Raw genomic sequence first — 19,928 nt, 5'->3', positions numbered from 1 at the left:
AACTGGCAAGTGTCTGGAGGATGCATGGAATCCGTCTTGGAAACACCTCAAACCCAGCGCGCGGAGCGCAAGCGGCGCGTCGGGCTCGCCTGGCAAATCCTGATCGGTCTCGTCGTCGGTATTGCGGTGGGCGCGGTGCTCAACCGTTTTCCCGAGTTTCGCGAATCGGCAATCAACGGCTTTCTTCAGCCGGCCGGCGACATCTTCATCCGCCTGATCAAGATGGTCGTGGTGCCGATCGTCTTCACAAGCATGGTGATGGGCATCGCGGGCGTGGGCGACGGCCGTTCGCTCGGGCGCATCGGCCTGAAGACGCTGATCTACTTTGAAGTGGTCACGACGATCGCCATCGTGCTGGGCCTCGTGCTCGGCAACGTCCTGCACCCGGGACTCGGCACCGATCTGTCGCAACTCGGCCACACCGACATCTCGCGCTATCAGCAAACGTCGCAGCAGACGCAGGGACATCACGGCTTCATGGCGCTGTTGCTGAGCATCATTCCCGACAACGTCATCATGGCGATGGGCCGCGGCGATCTGTTACCGGTGATTTTCTTCTCCGTGCTTTTCGGGCTCGGCTTGCAATCGGTGCCCGCCGAATATCGCAAGCCCGTGCTTGCGACGTTCAAAGGTATCAGCGATGCCATGTTCAAGGTCACCGGCATGGTCATGCGGTATGCGCCCTTCGGCGTGTGCGCGTTGATCGCTGTGACCGTCGCGAGCTTCGGCTTCGGTTCGCTGCTTCCGCTGATCAAGCTCGTCGCGGTTACGTATCTCGCGATCATTCTGTTTGCGGTGTTCGTGCTGGGTGTGACCGCGCGACTCTTCGGTTTCAACATCTTCACGTTGCTCCGAGTCATCAAGGATGAACTCATCATCGCGTTCTCCACTTGCAGTTCGGCTACGGTGCTGCCGCAACTCATGAAAAAGATGGAGGACTTCGGCGTGCCCAAAAGCATCACGACCTTCGTGGTGCCAACGGGTTACACCTTCAACCTCGACGGCGCTTCAATCTACCTCGGCATCGGCACGCTGTTCGTCGCGCAGCTCTATGGCGTGCATCTCGGCCTGCAAGAGCAGATCGTGCTCGTGCTGACGATGGTCGTCACGTCCAAAGGCGCGGCGGGCGTCCCTGGCTTCATGTTTGTCATCTTGCTGACGACGCTCGCGAGCGCGGGTCTGCCGCTCGAAGGGCTCGCGTTCATCGCGGGCGTCGATCGCATCATGGACATGGGACGCACTGCGCTGAACGTGGTCGGCAATGCGCTCGCTCCTCTCGTCATCGCCAGATGGGAAGGCCAGTACGACGCGGAGAAGGGTAAGGCTTACGTCGCCTCGCTGGACGCGTGAGCATCGGTGAAGACAGACAGGGAAATCATGGAACGAGGAGCAAGTAAGATGAGCAGTCGCCAGGGGCAGTTGTTTGCCGAATCGCTCATGGAGCAGATCAAGAGCCGCTTTCATTACGTCGATTGCGATGTCGATGGGCGTGCGCGCCTCTTCTTCGACAACGCCGGCGGATCGTTCAGACTGAAGGCGGCGTCGGAAGCGTTCGCTCGCATCGATGCGCTGCCGGATTGTCCCGAGCGCATTCACGAGCGCGCACGGTATTTGCAGGACATCCAGACCCGCGGAGAAGAAGACATTCGCCGCATCTTTAACGCGCGAGACGGCAGTGTGTATCTCTCGCTGACGGCATCGGCCGCGATGTTCGAGATGGTGCGCGCCGTTATGGAGAACGTGCCGGGAACGAACGCCGTGACGACCATTCTCGAGCATCCATCATCCTTCGATGCGATGAAGCTCTACTGCGAACGCACGGGCAAGGCATTGCGCATCGCGCCGAGCAACGCCGAGACGGGCGGTATCGATGCAGATGCGATCGTCTCCCTGATCGACGACGACACCGCGCTGCTGAGCGTGATGTACGCTTCCAACATTTCAGGTGCGAAACTGGATATCGCGGCCATCGTCGAACGGGCGCGGGCGCGCAAGCCGGATCTGTACATCATCGTCGATGCAGTCCAGCATGCGCCGCACGCGGTCATCGACCTGCAGAAGACGCCGGTCGACGGCATCAGTTTTGCGCCTTACAAGTTCTTTGGCTGCAGAGGAGCGGGCGTCGCGTGGCTGTCGGAACGACTCGCCGAGCTGCCGCATCATCGGCTCGATGCCAGGGAGAAGGGCGTCTGGGAACTGGGAAGTCCCGCGCCGGCGCACTTCGCTGTCGTGAGCGCAATCGTCGACTACGTCGCGTGGATCGGTGCGCAATTCAGCGACGCCGAAGACCGGCGCGAACTGCTCGTGAAGGGCATGCTGCGTATCGAGGAGCACGAGCGTGCGCTGCTTTCGTTGTTGCTCGACGGGGTTGCAGGACAGCGTGGACTGCGAGCCATTGACGGCGTGCGAGTGTTCTGGGACCACGACGACTTGACGCGCCGCGACCTGATCGCAGGCATAGGCTTCGATGGGTTGGACCCGACCACCGCCGTGCGCGCCTATGAGGAGCGTGGAGTGACCGTATATGAGCGAATCGCGACGAGCCTTTACTCGGGGCGCATGTTGAAATCGTTCCGTCTTGACGGCGCCGTGCGCATCTCTCCATTGCATTGCCACGGACCGGGTGACGTGGCGAGGTTTCTTGCAGTGACAGAGGATCTTGCGACGGCGAGTCGGGCCTGAGCAAGAGAGCGACTCATCGAGACGTTGTCCCCGGTGCTCGGCGCGTCGAATGGCCAGGCTGCGGGCGGCTAAGTTCGCACCTCGGCCGCAGTGATTGCCAGTTCTCGTCGCGTCGACGAACCGCAACTCCAGGCCGGAGTGCACGGGCGACCGTATCCGGGCGAATGGACGTTCTTCCGCCGATACCGGCCTACGAACCTCCGATTTGAGCGGCTGCAGTGGGGCGGTTGGGCGCATTCGCCGACGGAACGGCGGCGGCCATGAGCCAGCGTTCACCAGCGGCAGGACCTGGCAATGAGGGAGCATTCAGCTTGCGCGAACGAGTGGCCGAAGTACATCGTAGATGCGACGCCAGGCATCCGCAGCGTCTGTCGACCTTCCTGCGAAATAAATCCGCACGACACTGGCACTCGTACCGCGACGATGCCGACAAGTCCCTTCACATGAAGCCCGTCGAGGACGCCCTTGCAGCTGCTGCATGACGAATTTTGGCGTCACTAGCGCGACCCACGTGCAAGGGGTTATACTGATAAAGTTATCACCCATTCGCGATCCCTGTTCCTTTCGAAACGGGATGTCGTGCCAGCATGGTAACGCGCAGCCCCCCAACCGGGCAGGTTGTCGACGCAATGCGATAGCGACTTTCCAACCCTTGCGGCGGTGTGTCAGAGGCACAGGCAGGCATTTCGATCGAGGGCGGCGAGGTGGAGACAAGCTCGCAATTTGCAAACGTGGGCGCAGGAAACGGCGCAAAACGCAGCTTCATGATTGCGCTTCCTGTGTGATCCCTCGCGCGTCATTTCGGTGGCCGCCGCGAGCCTTGAGTCACGTGCTGGTATGCGCCGGGCACCGATTCCGGTGGCAAGCACCGTTGCAGCGGCCGGATCAACGGACGCATGGCGGCACGCCGATCGTTACAGGAATTCGTCTGGAATGCTGAGTCGTTGATTGACTGGAATATGTTGTTGCGCGCAGCCGCGTTGCTCGTGCCGATCTTCATCGTCGAATGGGTAACGGGCGACACCAAATGGTTGGGCGTGCCTGTCGTTACCGTCTCTGCGTTCGTGGCGGTCGAGCGGGGGCGGCCTCGCGCCCCTTGGCGCCGTGCCCTACGCGCTCGTCGCAACCTTGCCCGTTTATTGCCGCCTCGATCGTCAGCTATGCCATCCAGCGTGAACCACGCTCCGAGCACGGCTGGCTGGCGCTACGGCAGGTGAGCGAGCCGCCTTCACCGGGGCGGCGTGAGGCGATCGTTGCCGGGGTACTGGCGGTGGGATTGGCGTCGGCCTTGGTGGCATGGCATTCGATGCCCTATCAGGAGTAACGACTCGAACCAAAGCATTGCACCTCTGACCGCCATACGGCTCGCGTTGCCGCAATGCTGACGTGAGTACGGGTATCGGGTTGGGCGGCGACATCGGGTGCCTACGGTCGGCCGCGTCGGACCGCAGTCGAGTGAAAGGACAGCGTCACTTCGTTACGTCGGTAACGAAGTGACGCATTCGAGTTTCACCTGTGACTATTAAGGAACGTTGGTACCCCTTAATTTCGAACCGCCGATGCCGATATATGATCCATTGCAATTCACGGAGTCGGTATGAAGATCGGCAGTCGATTGATGGCGACGTTCGGTGTTGTGCTTTTGTTGCTGGTTGCAACTTGCTCGGTTGTACAAGTGAAGATGTCGCGCATGAGCGATGACCTGCATGCAATTGTGGACTTCCATCTGCGTCAGCAGCAGCGCCTGACGCTCATCGAAAAAAATTCCCTTACCGTGACGCGGATGGCCTACGCTACGCTGCTCGATTCACCCGAACAGCAGGCGTCAGATTTGGCCGAAATGCGCAGGCTGATCAACGAGAATACTGAAACGTACAAAGAGCTGGGCCAACATGTGGTGACGGACAGAGGCAAAGCCGCCTATGCGCCGGTCTTGCATGCACGTGAGGCTTACCACGTGGCACTCGTGTCTGTTCTCGATAAGCTGGGAGCGCACGATCCCCGTGCACAGGACGATCTGGCAGCCCTTGGGCCGATCCTGAAATCGTACTTCGCAGCTCTCGATGGCTTTGCCAGGCACTCGGGATCGGCGATGGACGAGGCTAAACAAGAATCCGTGGACGCTTATGCAGCGGCGCGCCTCATGCTATGGACCGCGGCCGTGCTGTCCTGCGTCGTCGCGCTGGCGCTGGCCATTTTGGCCACCCGCTCAATCGTCCAACCCATGCAGGAGGTTGTATATGGCGCGCAAGCGCTGGCACAGGGCGATCTGAGCGTGGCAATTGATGTGCGCCGGCGAGACGAGGTCGGTTTGCTGGCGGAAGCCGTGAATGCGGCGATTGCGCAGTTGGCGAGAATCGTCGGCAATGTGAAGCAGGCCAGCCATTCCATCGGCGAAGCGACCCAACAGTTGGCCGCGGGTAATGCCGATCTCTCGCAGCGCACGGAGGAGCAGGCGGCGGCTCTCGAGCAAACGGCTGCGAGCATGGAAGAGTTAACGTCGACGGTTCAACAAAACGCCGATAACGCGAATCAGGCCGCCGTGCTGGCCGCTACCGCATCGAGCGTTGCTGTGCGAGGCGAAGATGTCGTCGCGCAGGTATCGGGGACGATGGACGCAATTTCGGAAAGTTCGAGCAAGGTCTCCGAGATCATCGGGCTCATCGAGGGAATTGCATTCCAGACGAACATCCTCGCACTGAATGCAGCTGTGGAAGCGGCCCGGGCGGGCGAACAAGGGCGCGGGTTCGCCGTGGTTGCGGGCGAAGTCCGCACGTTGGCGCAGCGCAGCGCCGTGGCCGCGAAAGACATCAAGGACTTGATCGGCGAATCGGCGGACCGCGTTCGTGCGGGGGCCAAGCTTGTCGAAGAGGCTAGAGGCACGATCGTCGAAATCGTGCAATCGGTGCAGCGGGTGACGGGCATCATGAGCGAGATTGCTTCGGCCTCGCAACAGCAACGCGACGGCATCGAGCAGGTAAATGTGGCGATCACGCAGATGGATCGGGTCACGCAGCAGAATGCGGCGTTGGTCGAGCAGGCTTCCGCCGCCGCGCATTCGATGGCAGAACAGGCTCGGGCACTTCAGGATGAGGTCGCCGTGTTCAAGGTGGCTCAAGTATAGGCCTTGAAGGCCGGCTCGCGGCGTTGGCGCCGCGAGCCTCAAATTTCAATTGCAATAGTCCAGTTTCATTTGGAAATCGACTCACATTGCAGCTCGTGTACTGCCGCATGCCGCCATCCCACAAAAGCGGACGAAGTCATAACGCACGGTTCGCAGGTGCGCCGAGTTCCCATTGCCAAACCCATGATGCAGATTTCCGCTGCCAGGCGTTCGTACAAATATGACTGACCGATACCGTGATGACTACCCCACTGCGTTCATTCTTTCTCGCCGCAAGGTCCTGGTGGGCGGCCTCTTGTTGGCCGGAAGCGTGGCGGCAATGGCCGCCCTTCCTGCGCTCTGCACGCAGGTGCCATTGTCCGACGAGTTCGCGGCGCAGTTCATGGGCATTTCGTCGCGGCTGATTCCCCACCGCCTCGATGGCCATATCGGCAAACGCATCGCGGCTGCCATGCTTGCGCGTGACCCCGCACTGCGCGATCACGTAACGGCGCTGCTTGCGATCGCGAATAAGAAGAACACGCGCGTTGTTGAGGACTTTTTCCCGGACGTGCCGGACGGCCCGGTCAAGGAAGCGGCGCTTGCCATCATCTCAGCGTGGTACCTGGGCGTCGTGGTGGACGAGCCCGGCGCTGAGGTGATCGCCTACGAGCACGCGCTGATGTATCAGCCCACGCGGGACGTGATGACGATTCCGAGCTACGCCAGGTCGCGCCCCAACGGCTGGAACGCCGACGCGGCCGCCTTGAGCGATATGCCCAGCTTTTAATCTGATTGGCTCCAAAAGGAAATAGCAAATGTCGAGTGATGACAGCGCCGACGTCGTCGTCGTGGGAACCGGCGTGGTGGGTTGCCAGATAGCGGAGCAGGCCCTCGATGCAGGGTTGTCAGTTTTGATGTTAGAGGCGGGCCCCCGGGTCGAACGCTGGCGCGTTGTGGAGAACTTCCGCAACTTGCCGCCCAGCCTTCGCATCGGTCATTGGAATGCGCCTTATCCACCCAAACCGTGGGCCCCGCACCTCGAAACGAGGACGCCCCACGAACAGGAAGAGTATCTGCAACTGGAAGGCCCCAATGCACGTGCGTACATGCAAGGCTACGTGCGTTACGCAGGCGGCGCGACATGGCACTGGGCAGGGATTTGCTGGCGTATGACGCCCGATGACATGCGGCTCAAAAGCCTTTATGGCGTGGGGCGCGATTGGGCGTTCGGCTATGACGTCCTCGAGCCGTACTACACGCGGGCGGAATACGCATTGGGCGTGTGCGGGCCATCCGATCCCGCGCATCAATGGCCGCTGGGGAATAAACGCTCGAAGCCCTATCCGATGGGGCCGATTCCCTTTGGACCGGGCGAGCAACGATTTACCGATGTCGCCGCGAAGATTGGCCTGCTGAACATCCCGGCGCCTCAAGCGCGCAACAGCGGCGTTTCCTATCACGGACGCCCGGCGTGCTGTGGCAACAACAATTGCTTCCCTGTCTGCCCCATCGGCGCCAAATACGACGCCGCGACGTCGTTGCCCCGGATCGAGGCGAAGGGTGGGCGGATCCTAACGAACGCAGTCGTGTACCGGATCGAGACCGGGAACAAGAACGCCGTTCAAGCCGTGCATTATTTCGATCCGGAAAAACGATCGCACCGGGTCACGGGTAAGCTCTTCGTGATCGCCTGCAACGGCATCGAGACGCCGAAGCTGCTTTTGCTCTCAAAAGACGCGAACAATCCGAATGGCGTGGCCAACAGCTCCGATCAGGTCGGCCGCAACATGATGGACCAGCCCAAGCTGATCGCCGAGGTCGAACTCGACGAACCGCTATGGACTGGCGTTGGCCCCGTTCAGAGCAGCAGCATCCTCAACACGACCCAGGGAGAGTTCCGGAGTCTATATGCGGGTGCGATGTTCCGCATGGAAAACCTGGCACGCAGTCCGATCGGCGCGGCCGCGGCGTTGAAGAAGGGGCTGGTGGGCAAGGCGCTGGACGCCGAGATTCGCCGTCTTTCGGCCTGCACGGCAAAGCTGACCGTGGAACATGAGCCGCTGCCGCTGCCCTACAATCGGCTCACGTTGTCCGACAAGAAGGACTGGCTCGGAATCAACAAGCCGAACATCTACTATGACGTCAGCGACTACGTACGCCGCAGCGCGCAGGAATATACCGTACCGACGTTAAAGCGCCTCTCAGCCGGACTCGGTGCGACCAAAGTGGTCATCTCGCCCGAGTTTCTCAACAGCGATCACATCATGGGCGGCTGCATCATGGGCACGGATCCCTCGACCTCCGTTGTCGACGTGGATTGCCGTGCACACAATCATCCGAACCTGTTCCTTCCGGGCGGCGCCGCGATGTCGACCGGAACCGGGTCGAACAGCACGCTCACCATGACGGCCTTAGCATTGAAGGCCGCAGACGCCATCGTTGATCAACTGAAGCACAGTTAAACATGCGCAAACTTGTAAATCGCCTTGGTCGACTCTCGGCGCTCGTCGCGGGCATCGTCACGGCGGTCTGTGCTCATGCCGCAGACGACCTGAATCAAACCTCCCGATTGATCAAGCGTGGCGCATACCTGGCAACCGCCTCGGACTGCGTGGCTTGCCATACGGCGCCCGAAGGCAAGCCCTTTGCGGGCGGACTGGCGATCAGTACGCCGCTTGGGACCATTTATTCCACTAACATCACGTCATCGAAGGACGCCGGGATCGGGAACTACACCGAGCAGGAATTCTCGGACGCGGTTCGACACGGCATACGTCGCGACGGCGGGAATCTGTACCCGGCAATGCCTTATACGTCGTATGCGAAATTGACAGACGACGACGTGCATGCGCTTTACACCTACTTTACGCAAGCGGTGACGCCGGTGGACAAGCCGGGGCCGAAGACCAGTCTGCCGTTCCCGATGAACGTGCGCATGTCGATGAGGCTCTGGAATCTGTTGTTCCTGGACCCGAAGCCATACGAGGCGGATCCTCGCGAGTCGGTCGAGTGGAATCGCGGCGCTTATCTCGTGCAAGGCGCGGCGCATTGCGGCACGTGTCATACGCCGCGCGGCTTCTTGATGCAGGAGTTGGCGAGCCAAGGCCTGGCCGGCGCGGATGTCGGTCCGTGGCATGCCCCGAACATCACGTCGGATCCGACGAGCGGCATCGGCAACTGGACTCACGCGGAGCTCGTCGAATATCTGCGTACAGGACGCGTTGCGGGCAAGGCGCAGGCCGGCGGCAGCATGGGGGAAGCGGTCGAACACAGCTTCCAGTATCTGACGACGGATGACCTGAACGCGATCGCTACTTACGTGAAGGCGGTGCCCCCCGTCCACGACCCGGCCGACGACGCCTCTCGCTTCACGCAGGGCAAGGCCTCTATGGAGGTCGTAACGTTGCGTGGCACCGACGGCGTCACCAACGGCGACTCGAACCCCACCGGTGCCGAGCTATTTCAGGGCAATTGCGCCTCCTGTCACTCCGCGCACGGCGAAGGCAGCAAGGACGGGTATTACCCGAGCCTGTTCGATAACTCGGTCACCGGCTCGCGCGCTCCGAAGAATGTGATTGCAGCCATTCTCTATGGAGTGGATCGGACGACGGCGCACGGCCAGGCGTTCATGCCGGGTTTCGGGGGCAAGCCGACCGACGCCGAGCAACTGAGCAATCGCGAGGTTGCGCTGTTGGGCAGCTACGTGTTGCAGCAATATGGTGGGCATAGCAATGCGCCCATCACGGAGCAGGACGTGGCGCAGGCGCGGCGTGGCGGGCCCTCATCCAATCTGATCGCGCTTGCGCGCGGCGGCATCGTTGCTGGTTTGATTGTCGTGCTGCTCGCCCTTTGTTTGCTGCTTGGCCGACGCAAGAAAGTGTCGTTCAGCTAACGTCGGCCATCTCACTGTGAAAGATCTTTTTAAATTCGCACCTGCGAACTTTTGGGCGCGTTGTTCGCCAGCAGCGGTTGGTCGGTGGCGAGCGGTAGCTTGATGCGAGAACACGTGCGCCGTCTAGCGCATAACTCCGCTGTTAGCGGCATTGCGCTTAATGGCATAAGAATGCGGTTGGAGCGGCCGTTATACCCCGGAAGCCGCCGCTGTGGTCACTCGGGTTGAACGACCGCAACGGGTGGCTACGGAAGTTCGGAGCAGCGGTAGGATGCACGAGCAGCGTTGGGCGACGAACTTCCGAGTGCGGCCACTTTCTGCCGGTCGCAAAGGCGACACAGTCGTCACGTGAATGGCCGGTCCACTCCGAAATCCGCCCAACGCTCAGTGCGCACTCCTGTTCGTTGGCTGGCGTCACGTGCACAGCAAGCAGTTGCCCCAACGTGTCGGCCGCCATGTGGACCTTGCTGCCGCGTTTGCGTTTGTAGCCGTCGTAACCGGCACGAGGCTCGCTCTCGCAGGTCGACTGCAGGGTACGCCCATCGAGAATGACCGCGCTGGCTTGACCGCGGCGGTCCTGCGTGATCCGGATGGTCAAACGTGGGGCATTCGCCATGGCCTCGAAACAGCCCGCATGGATCCAGCGCTGCGTCTGCTGGTAGCCCATTCCCCACGGTGGAAAGTCATTGGGCAACGAACGCCACGGCGCACCCGCGCGCACGATCCAGCGCAGCGCGTTGGACATATCGCGCAGTTCGTAGCGGCGCTGCGGTGCGTCTTTGCTCATCAAGGTCAGATAAGGAGTAGCGAAGTGCCATTGTTTATCCGATACATCCGTTGGGTAGGGCCTGCGTTTTGTCATCCCACCAGGATTCCGGATCTGGCCGAAAGTGCCTTCTAGGCGCGTCGCTTACGGCGTAACCTATGAGGGTCTGTGCGTTACCACCATCAATCGGGTGGCTGGGTATGGAAAAGAACTGGCCCACCATCTTGTTTACCGCGATGGTGGGTGTTCTTATAAGTGCAAGTAAGCAAGATCGCCGAGCGGTAGGCGGCCAATACCACCCGCCACTCAAGCGCGAGCGTATCAAGGAAATTTGTACGTCGCGTTCCAGTCGGCCTTGACGAACGGATGACCCGCGTCCGATGACCCACTCGCCGCACCGCCGACACCCGTCGCCGCGTGCTGCGCAGCCACCTTGGCTTCAGCAGCCTGAATATCTGTTGGGTAATCGGGATCTTCGCCTCGAGCCGGATTGTAGCCAGCCTTTTCAATCTGGATCAATTCGGCTCGCACCTGCGCACGGGTAACGGACTGGTTCGCCTGGGCGAACACTGCAACGGGAGCCGCAATGGCGGCTGCGACCACAACGGTTTGAATCAGGGGCTTCATGATAGCTACCTCCAAGGTTTCATTTCGTCCTGCTACGAACAAAGCTGTTCGTAATCAGTACATTTTTTGAATAGAACAGGCCAGTCACCCTTCCTTTTCAACGTTGCAACGAGAGGATCGGGTGGATGAAATTATTGTTCGAGCCCGTTATGCCTCTGTTTCCGCCAATCGCGCCTTTTGTTACTGCTGAAACCGGCGCTGTTCAATACGTTTCAGTTGAAATCTCAAGGCTCGAATGTGAAATGTGGGGATCACCGCTCGCCGGTCAAATACCAGTCATTGGGCAGGGCTGTCGAGAATCGGAAACGACGCCCGCCCGACTCGGGTGCCGTTGCAGTCAAGCGGCGTTTAGTTTCTCGACGGGCCGGATCGGGCGTCGCAATTGGATAGTTAAAGGAACGCAGATGAATCGCAGGGAAATGATGCAATCCACCCTTCTTGCATCGGTGGCGCTTGCCAGCACAAGAGCGTTTGCACAATCCGCTGATGCGGGTGCATCGGCATCGGCGCCGGCGGCGGGCTTCCGCCAGGAGACCGATAGTATGGGCATCGTCAATGTGCCTGCCGACAAACTGTGGGGTGCGCAAACCCAGCGCTCGCTCGAGCACTTCAGCATCGGCCCCGATCTGATGCCGAGGGAGATGGTCACCACCTATGCGATCCTGAAAAAGGCAGCGGCCAACGTCAATTACTCGGAGAAGCGGCTCACTGACCAGCAGCACGACCTGATCGTCAAGGTGTGTGACGAGATTGTCGCCGGCCAGCACGCCGATATGTTCCCGCTGCACGTGTGGATGACCGGCAGCGGCACGCAGTTCAACATGAACGTCAACGAGGTGATCTCGAACCGCTGCTGCCAGATCGCGGGCACGCCGCTAGGCAGCCATGCTCCAGTGCATCCCAATGACCATGTGAACATGTCGCAGTCGTCCAATGACTCGTTCCCGACCGCCATGTACATGGCAGCCGCGATGAACGTCAAGCAGCGCCTGATGCCAGCCGTGGCGACCCTGCGCGACTCCATCGGCGCGAAGGCGAAGGACTGGATGGACATCGTCAAGATCGGCCGGACGCACATGCAGGATGCGACGCCCATCACGCTCGGTCAGGAATGGTCCGGCTACGAGGGCATGCTGACCGACAACCTCGAACGGCTCGACGATGCGCTCAAGGGTGTCTACCGCCTTGCGCTGGGCGGGACGGCGGTGGGTACCGGCCTGAACACGACGCCACGGTTTGCGCCCGCCGCCGCCGCCGAAATTGCGCGTCTCACGAACCTGCCGTTCGTGACCGCTCCAAACAAGTTCACCGTGCAGGGCGCCCACGATGCGCTCGTTCACCTGTCAGGTACCATGCGCACGCTGGCCGTGTCGCTCTACAAGATCGCTAACGACATCCGGTTGATGTCGTGCGGACCCCGTGCCGGCTTCGCAGAACTGATCATTCCGGAAAACGAGCCGGGCTCGTCGATCATGCCCGGCAAGGTCAATCCCACGCAGGCGGAAGCGCTCGCCATGGTGGCCACGCATGTCATGGGCAGCGATGTTTCCACGGGAATCGGCGGCGCAAGCGGATACCTGGAAATGAACGTGTACAAGCCGCTTATCATTTTCGACATCACGCACTCGATCACGATCATGACGGACTCCTGCACGAACTTCCGCAAGTTCCTCGTGGAGGGCACAAAGCCAAACCTGAAGAAGATCAAGGAGAACGTGGACCGCTCGTTGATGCTCGTCACCGCGCTGGCGCCGGTCATTGGTTACGACAAGGCTTCGAAGATCGCGCATTACGCGTACGACAATGACCTCACGCTAAAGGAAGCGGCACTCAAGCTCAATTACGTTAGCGAAGCGGACTTCGACCGGATCGTCGATCCGCGCAAGATGGTGATGCCTTACGTTGCGCACAAATAAGGCGCGGCGCATGAGCGATGGCGCTCCCATGCGGGAGCGCCGATACGGACTGGATGATGTTCGGGCTTCCGCCATCAGGAAATGAAGATGGAATCAGTGAAAGCAAATCCGGCAGTCGCGATACTGCTCACGTTGTGCGGTGGATTTCTCGACGCGTTCACATTTGTCGGCCACGGCCGGATATTTGCGAATTCGATGACGGGAAACATCGTGGTGACGGCGGTCAGTCTCGCCGCCGGAAACGGCCGCGCGGCACTTGCGCATCTGGTCCATCTGGGCGGATTTGCAGGCGGCGTGTTCGGCGCGCAGCTGTTGCGTCTGGCTAATCGCGTGACGAATCGGTTTCAGCCATCGTAGCGCTGCTACTCGAAACTGCGTTCCTCTTCGCCGCCGCAATAGCCCGCCTGCCACAGGAATGGCTGATACCGGCCATCTCATTCGTTGCCGCTTTGCCGCGACGCAACGGTTTCACGATGTCGCGTTGCTCGGCCCTTCGTCCCTCGCGTTCATTGCAATGATTTGTCTTGTCGCGCTGAAAACGTGCAATCGCAGGCAAGATGCTTAACGTTACATTTCCGGGCCACCAGGCCAATTTTAGGTTCGACACAACGACGCATTTTTAAGGAGCATTGTCATGGGATCGCTGAGTATCTGGCATTGGTTGATCGTTTTGGTCATCGTTTCACTGGTCTTCGGAACAGCGAAGTTGCGAAATATCGGCTCCGATCTTGGGTTTGCGGTGAGGGGTTTCAAGGATGGCGCGAAGGAGGTCGAGTCGCTTTCGCGAAGCGCAGACGCTGAGCTCGCAGGTGAACGCGGCGGACAAGGCCATTGATCCGCGGCGACGCTTTTCGTTGCATGACGATTGGTGCTACGAAGCAACGTCCGCTGAAACATGCGGCCGTCAAGAGAAGGAACCGCATCGGTATGGGAATTCCCCGCTGACCGCGCGACAGTGCAAAAGGTAACACACGATGAGCAGTACACAAAAGCTCCCGTACGGAGCCGATGAGCAAGCCGGCCAAACCGACCAACCGTATCTGACTCGCATCGTGGAACTGCGCCGGCGTTTGATGAGAGCAGGCGCCGCGGTCCTCGTGGCTTTCGTGGGGCTCGTGTATTGGGCACCGGGGATTTTCCGCCTGGTGGTGCGGCCTCTGGCGGACAATCTGCCGCAAAACGGCAAGCTCATCGTAACCGACGTCACGGGCTCGTTCTTTGTGCCGATGAAAGTAACGATGATGGTTGCATTCGTCGTCGCGTTGCCGGTCGTGTTGCACGAGCTGTGGTCGTTTGCGGCGCCGGGCCTCTACAAGCATGAAAGGAAGCTCATCGGGGCGCTCGTAGTTTGCAGCTATGTGCTGTTCCTGGCCGGGATGGCCTTTGCCTATTTCCTCGTATCTCCCGCGATCCTTCATGTCATGGCGCACTACAATGCGCCGCTCGGCGCGCAGATGATGACGGACCTCGACCATTACTTGCGCTTTACCGTTCGCTTGTTCATCGCGTTCGGCGTGGCCTTCGAGGTGCCGGTGGTCATCGTTGTGCTGGTCCGCAGCGCGCTCGTGGACATTGCGAAATTGAAGCAGATGCGTCCTTACATGATCGTCGGTGCATTCGTCGTCGCCGCGGTCGTGACGCCACCCGATGTCGTGTCGCAGTTGCTCCTTGCCGGCCCGCTCATGCACCTTTACGAGCTTGGAATCGTGGCAGCAAAGATGTTCGGCAGCATTGGGAGATCGGCTGACCAGTGACGCGTACGCAGGTCGATACCGCACTGAGGCCAATGCATGACAACCGTAAAGGATCGATTGTGGAAGATCGAAAGAGGGTGTTGGTGATGGAGGACGACATGTCCATGCGGACGCTGCTCTCGCTCACGTTCCGCGGTGAGGGCTATGACGTGCTGGAGTCAACAGGCGCGAGCGTGCCGGATTTCCGTCTGGGCCCGGTCGATCTTGCGGTGGTCGATATCAGTCAGCCGAAGGCGATGGATCCCGAGCGGATCGCTCTCGTTCGGACTGTCTTTCCCTCGGTGCCCGTCATAGCGATCTCGGGCTATTTCCCGACACAGGCTCACGCCATGTCGATGCTTGCCAGCCGGTTGGGCGTGGAACGGGCGCTGGCGAAGCCGTTCAAGCGCGAAGCGTTGCTGCAAGCCGCTGCGGCGTTGACCGGCTGGGGCGCGAATCGCTCTGGGTGACGAGGCGCGGCGCCGGGGGCGCCGTAGACAGTCGTGCGGCGACGCGAGCGCCTAGTCGGGCAGCAGATGCTTCAGCGTGCGCGCCAGTTCCGCCCTGCGCAACGGCTTGCGCAATTGCGCGTTGACGCCTGCCTCGCGCGCCTGCGCTTCCAGGGCGGGGCTGCTGAATCCGCTGACAAGAATAATGGGTATCTCGGCGCGAAGCGAACGGATCATCCGAGCGAGTTCGACGCCGGTTATCCCAGGCATCGTCTGGTCCGTAACGACAGCGTCGAAGCGCTGAGGATCGGCGCGGAAGGCCTGCCACGCCGCGTCGCTGGAGACGAAGCCTGCCGGCTCGTAGCCCAGTTCCGCGAGGCGCTCCTCGCCGATCCGCACGAGCGCTTCTTCATCGTCGACGAGCAGGATGGTCTGCCCTTCACCGTAAGGGCAGGCCTTTTCGTCCTCGCGTGGTTGACTGGTGTGCGAATCGATTGTCGGAAGCAGAAGCTCGAATTGGCTTCCTGCGCCGACCATCGTACTGACGTCGATTCCCCCGCCATATTCGCGAACGATTCCGTCGACGAGCGCCAGTCCCAACCCCGTTCCCTCGCCGGCTTTGCGCGTCGTGAAGAAGGGATTGAAGATGCGTTCGAGCAGATCGGGCGCCATGCCTACGCCGCTATCGGATACTGCGAGCCGCACGAAATGCCCCGCTTCCACGGCGCCGTGCGACAGCGAGCGCGCTGCATCCAGGTCGAGCGTGTCGAGGACCACTCTGAGCGTCCCGCCGCCCGGCATCGCGTGGATCGCATTGACGCAAAGGTTGGTCACCAGCTGGTCGAGATGCGCAGGATCGCCTTCGATGTGGGCCTTGGGTGCGTTCAGTTCGACTTCCAGCCGGATGCAGGCGGGAAGGCGCACCTTCAGCATTTCGATCGAGTCTTGAACAATGGGCTGAACGTGTACGGGTTGTCGGGTCGTCAGTCCGCTGCGGCTGAAGGTGAGAATCCGCTCGACCAGCGAGCGTGCGCGATCCGCCGACTTGAGCACCTGCGCGACATAGCGCTGCTCGGGTGTCTCGTCCGCGAGTGCCTGGAGCGCGAGCTCGCCATAGCCGACGATGGCGCCGAGGATGTTGTTGAAGTCATGGGCAATGCCGCCGGCGAACGTGCCTAGCGCTTCCAGCTTCTGCGATTGCCTCAGCTGGCTTTCGAGCTGACGGCGCGCCTGTTCGTCTTCGCGGCGCTGTGTGACGTCCTCCACGGTCGCCACGATCACATCTTCCTCGCGTGCGGGATCCTTGCCTGACGCCTGTTCCGACACGGTCACGCGTGCGAGCCGCACGTCGGTCCAGACGGTGTATCCGTCGCGGTGCTGGTAGCGCTTTTCGAAGCGGACGCTTTGCAAGCCGCCTTGCAACAGCCGCTCGATATGCTGCCGGGTGGTCTCGACATCCTCCGGGTGGGTGATGTCGGTCGCCGTCAGGTTCTGGAGTTCCGTTGACGAGTAACCGACCATGCGTTGAAACGCGGGGTTGGCGGCGAGGTAGCGCCCGCGCGGCCGCAACAGCATGATGCCCGCCGGTGCGTTGTCGAACACGGCCCGCCAGCGTCGCTGGCTCGACTGCAGCCGGCGCGTGAAGCGTCCGAGTTGCTGCAGCCGCCTCATTAGCGCGATGCCGAGCCCGACGACGAGAAGCGAAAGCGCACCGGTGCCCATGAAGTCGTAGATCGTAGATACGCGCCATGTGTGAAGCGCCAGTGCTTCGTCGCGAGTGATGTCGACTGTCAACTGGAATTCCGGCACCTGCTTGCGCGCGGACAGTACCGGCCGGCCGGCCTGGCCCGATCGCTGCCGGTTGTCGGACGATACGACCGGCGCGCCGTCCTCGCGCCGCAGCGTGATGCCGGTGCCTTCGTCTGCATCGACCTGCCGGTAGAAGTCGAGGAAGTAGCCGTCTTCGATCAGCGCGACCACGGCGCCCTTGAATCGGCCGTGTTCGTCCTCCAGACGAGTTGCCATCGCAAACGTGGGCCGGCCGTCGATTATGCTGACGAGCGGCTCGCTCACCACCAGCGCGTTGCCCGATGCGCGCTGGACGGCCTTGAAGTAAGCCCGCTTTGAAACATTGGCGGCGGGGCTGTCGGGAAGGGTGGTGGCTATCCGCTGGCCACTCGCATCGACGATGTCGAGCTGCCTGACTTGGGGGACGCCGGCGATTTCCTCGCGAAGAAAGCGGTCCGCCGCCGCCCGGGAGTCCTGTGCGATCTTTGCGTCGAGCGCCCAGCCGGAAGTGCGCCGAAGAATGAATTCGACGCCCTGCAGGGAGCGGGCGGTTTGCTCCGCAAGCGCGCTCGCGAGGCTCGACAGTTCTCTGTCGTTGGACTGGAGCACCAGTTGGCGCGATCGAAAGCTTTCCGTGACGGCGCCGATCCACAACAGGACCACGAGCAGGCACCCGCCCGCCGCCAATAACCTGTACCGGTGCGGCCACGCAAACCGGCGCCTGCTTCTTTCGGTCCTCATCGAGGCTTTTGTATTCGGTTAGCAATGGTCAGACAAAACGTGGCCACTCGTATTCCCGCAAGTCATCCGACGTCGAGGGGGCAGTGTCCGCCGAAGTGTATTCCGGCTGAAACAGTCCTGCGATCCGGTATCGCATGTGAAACGTATTGGATGCGGCGAGGCAGCCAGCTGCGGGTCAGCGCCTTTCCCACACGACCAGGGCGGCGAGTTTTTCCACCTGCGCGGCAAAGACGTAGCCCGCGCCGCGCTCGGTCTTGATGTAACGCGGGTTCGACGGGTCTTCCTCGATTTTTCGGCGCAGCCGCAGAATTTGCACATCGATTGCGCGGTCGTAGACCTCGTCGTAAAGCCGGCTCGATTCGAGCAGTTGATCTCGCGTCAGGACCATGCCGGGCGAAGCGAGAAACGCGGCGAGCAGCGAAAACTCGCCGTTGGTCAAGCCCACCGGTTCGCCGGCCGGGGAGAGAAGGCGTCGTGTGTTGATGTTCAGTTCCCAACCCGCGAAACGGTAGCCTCGCGCATTGGCCTGCCGCCCGGTGGCAACCTGGGCGGTCTTCGACCGGCGCAGAAGGGCGCGAACACGCGCCAGCAGCTCGCGGCAACTGAACGGCTTGGTCATGTAGTCGTCCGCACCCAGCTCCAGCGCCATCACGCGGTCCGCCTCTTCCTGGCGGCCCGAAAGAATCAAAATGGGGAGCGTCGACTCTTCACGAATGCGGCTGGCGATTTTCATACCGTCTTCGCCAGGCATGCGCAAATCCAGAATGATCAGATCAACAGCACCGTCCCTGAGCGTGACCGCCATTTCCCCACCGTTTGCCGCAGCGGAGACGCGGAAGTCATTCTGTCCGAGGTATTCGGTCGTGACGTCGCGAATGGCGGGATCGTCATCGACGATTAGGATGTGAGGCAAGGTGACGTCGACCATGACTGAAAGCCTGAGACAGCAAATGCCCGGGTTAGCCCATGCGATTTGCGGTTGCCGATCGCGGTTGCCGATAGTTCGGACAACGTTGCGTAAGAAAAGGTCAGTCTGCTGATTTGACCGTACGCAGATTCTAACGGCTATGCGGAATCAGCATCAACACCGCCGGCAACGTTATCGGCATTGCGTGGGGCGCGCAATTGGCGGGGGGGGGGGCTCAATGCGATCCGTCACCCATTTCAAATGCAATCCAGTGAGTCGAGATTTGCCATCGGCGCGCGAACCAATGTCAATGTGCGGCATGAAGGTAGGTCATCAAAACCGAAAGCGAGACCAGCGAAACCGCGGTGGAGAGCAGAATGATGCGCGAGGTCAGCGATGCATCGCGCTTGTAGTGCTCGGCCAGCATGTAAGGCCCGGTGCCGGTCGGCAGTGCGGCCAGCATCACGACGATCTGGCCCAGCGAGGCAGGCAGCGCAAAAACGCGAAACGCCAACCACCAGGCAACCAGTGGCTGCATCAGCAGCTTCGCGAGCATCAGCAGCACGCTATCGCGCGTCGTGCCGCGCGCCGGACTGCGCTTTTCGGCAAGGAACATACCGAGCCCCACGAGCGCGGCCGGGGTTGCGGCGCCGCCAAGCAGGCTCAGGAACGAACCGGCCGCGCCAGGGACTTTCAGCTTCAGTCCGGACACCAAGGCTCCCGCAAGCGGCGCCACGATCATCGGGTTGCGCGCAAGCCCTTTGAACACCTTGAGTACCATCTTGAGGCGGCTTGGCTCCTCTTGCAGGCCGAACTCCATCAGCACGCAGGTGACGCCGAAGAGGACCGTTGCGACCAGGATATTGACGATGGTGGCCGCCGTGAGGCTCGCAGGCCCGAACGCGAGCAGGCACAGAGGGAAGCCTATAAAGCCTGCGTTTGGATAGGACGCGGCGATGGCGTCGATGCTGGCATCGGCCAGGCGGCGGCCCGAGATCATGCGCCACGCGAGCACGGCGGCAAACACCGCGGCGCATGACAGGGCAAATGTCGTGGCCAGTGCGGGCTGGTCGAGATCGCGCCACGACGTGCGGGCCATGGCGGAGAACAGCAACGCGGGAAACGCCAGATGAACGACGAACCGGTTGAGCTCCGCCGCCGCCGCCGGGCCGAACCAACCCAACCGGCGGGCGACGAAGCCCGCTGCGATCAGGGCGAAGATGGGCAAAAGGATATGCGCTGCAGAAGCCACTTTGAGGTTACCTTTACGTTCACTTCCGGCTGAGACTGCGGCCGCACCGCGTGCCGGGCGCCGCGTCGT

General features: G+C 61.2%; 14 protein-coding genes and 2 pseudogenes. 11 read left to right on the top strand and 5 right to left on the bottom strand.

What is annotated here, in order from left to right; translation table 11 throughout:
- Positions 1–24: 24 nt before the first annotated feature.
- The 6 genes from gltP to AB4Y42_RS20695 all read left to right on the top strand — a co-directional run bounded on the left by gltP (position 25) and on the right by AB4Y42_RS20695 (position 9,680).
- On the top strand, positions 25–1,350 hold the full coding sequence (gltP, locus tag AB4Y42_RS20720; protein WP_368695182.1) for a glutamate/aspartate:proton symporter GltP: 1,326 nt from the start codon (positions 25–27) through the stop codon (positions 1,348–1,350).
- 48 nt (positions 1,351–1,398) lie between these two features.
- Positions 1,399–2,682, top strand: a complete 1,284-nt coding sequence (locus tag AB4Y42_RS20715) for an aminotransferase class V-fold PLP-dependent enzyme (RefSeq protein WP_368695181.1) — start codon at positions 1,399–1,401, stop codon at positions 2,680–2,682.
- Between the two features lie 1,597 nt (positions 2,683–4,279).
- Entirely contained in the window at positions 4,280–5,806 is a 1,527-nt protein-coding gene (locus AB4Y42_RS20710) for a methyl-accepting chemotaxis protein (RefSeq protein WP_368689853.1), read from the top strand.
- A 220-nt stretch (positions 5,807–6,026) separates the two neighbouring features.
- The gene (locus tag AB4Y42_RS20705) at positions 6,027–6,575 is read left to right on the top strand and encodes a sugar dehydrogenase complex small subunit (RefSeq protein ID WP_368695180.1); all 549 of its coding nucleotides are present in this window, start codon (positions 6,027–6,029) and stop codon (positions 6,573–6,575) included.
- A gap of 28 nt (positions 6,576–6,603) precedes the next feature.
- Positions 6,604–8,250, top strand: a complete 1,647-nt coding sequence (locus AB4Y42_RS20700) for a GMC family oxidoreductase (RefSeq protein WP_368695179.1) — start codon at positions 6,604–6,606, stop codon at positions 8,248–8,250.
- Between the two features lie 2 nt (positions 8,251–8,252).
- A complete protein-coding gene (locus AB4Y42_RS20695) occupies positions 8,253–9,680 on the top strand; it encodes a cytochrome c (RefSeq protein WP_368689856.1) in 1,428 nt (475 codons plus the stop codon).
- Positions 9,681–10,074: 394 nt separating this feature from the next.
- Here the strand turns inward: AB4Y42_RS20695 and AB4Y42_RS20690 are convergent.
- A pseudogene (locus tag AB4Y42_RS20690) lies at positions 10,075–10,542 on the bottom strand (transposase); the annotation flags it as partial.
- Between the two features lie 225 nt (positions 10,543–10,767).
- Positions 10,768–11,073: a DUF4148 domain-containing protein gene (locus AB4Y42_RS20685; RefSeq protein WP_368692061.1), complete on the bottom strand. Its 306-nt coding sequence runs from the start codon at positions 11,071–11,073 to the stop codon at positions 10,768–10,770.
- A gap of 524 nt (positions 11,074–11,597) precedes the next feature.
- Here AB4Y42_RS20685 and fumC point away from each other — a divergent pair.
- From fumC to AB4Y42_RS20660, 5 genes and pseudogenes are all read left to right on the top strand, one after another.
- Positions 11,598–12,989 (top strand): annotated as a pseudogene (gene fumC / locus AB4Y42_RS20680) (class II fumarate hydratase); the annotation flags it as partial.
- Between the two features lie 87 nt (positions 12,990–13,076).
- Positions 13,077–13,346: a DUF1275 family protein gene (locus AB4Y42_RS20675; protein WP_368695178.1), complete on the top strand. Its 270-nt coding sequence runs from the start codon at positions 13,077–13,079 to the stop codon at positions 13,344–13,346.
- A 277-nt stretch (positions 13,347–13,623) separates the two neighbouring features.
- Entirely contained in the window at positions 13,624–13,824 is a 201-nt protein-coding gene (gene tatA / locus AB4Y42_RS20670; RefSeq protein WP_368692059.1) for a Sec-independent protein translocase subunit TatA, read from the top strand.
- A 139-nt stretch (positions 13,825–13,963) separates the two neighbouring features.
- A complete protein-coding gene (tatC, locus tag AB4Y42_RS20665) occupies positions 13,964–14,743 on the top strand; it encodes a twin-arginine translocase subunit TatC (RefSeq protein WP_368695177.1) in 780 nt (259 codons plus the stop codon).
- A 32-nt stretch (positions 14,744–14,775) separates the two neighbouring features.
- On the top strand, positions 14,776–15,192 hold the full coding sequence (locus AB4Y42_RS20660; protein ID WP_368692058.1) for a response regulator: 417 nt from the start codon (positions 14,776–14,778) through the stop codon (positions 15,190–15,192).
- A gap of 51 nt (positions 15,193–15,243) precedes the next feature.
- Here the strand turns inward: AB4Y42_RS20660 and AB4Y42_RS20655 are convergent, their stop codons facing one another.
- From AB4Y42_RS20655 to AB4Y42_RS20645, 3 genes are all read right to left on the bottom strand, one after another.
- Positions 15,244–17,622: a PAS domain S-box protein gene (locus AB4Y42_RS20655; RefSeq protein WP_368695176.1), complete on the bottom strand. Its 2,379-nt coding sequence runs from the start codon at positions 17,620–17,622 to the stop codon at positions 15,244–15,246.
- A 253-nt stretch (positions 17,623–17,875) separates the two neighbouring features.
- Entirely contained in the window at positions 17,876–18,628 is a 753-nt protein-coding gene (locus AB4Y42_RS20650; RefSeq protein ID WP_368695175.1) for a response regulator, read from the bottom strand.
- A 286-nt stretch (positions 18,629–18,914) separates the two neighbouring features.
- A complete protein-coding gene (locus AB4Y42_RS20645) occupies positions 18,915–19,859 on the bottom strand; it encodes an AEC family transporter (RefSeq protein ID WP_368692055.1) in 945 nt (314 codons plus the stop codon).
- Positions 19,860–19,928 lie beyond the last annotated feature (69 nt).

Origin of the sequence: Paraburkholderia sp. EG286B (assembly GCF_040965655.1) — a bacterium.
Lineage (GTDB): Bacteria > Pseudomonadota > Gammaproteobacteria > Burkholderiales > Burkholderiaceae > Paraburkholderia.
Note: the sequence above shows the minus strand (reverse complement) of the source record. Positions and strands in the feature narration are given on the sequence as shown.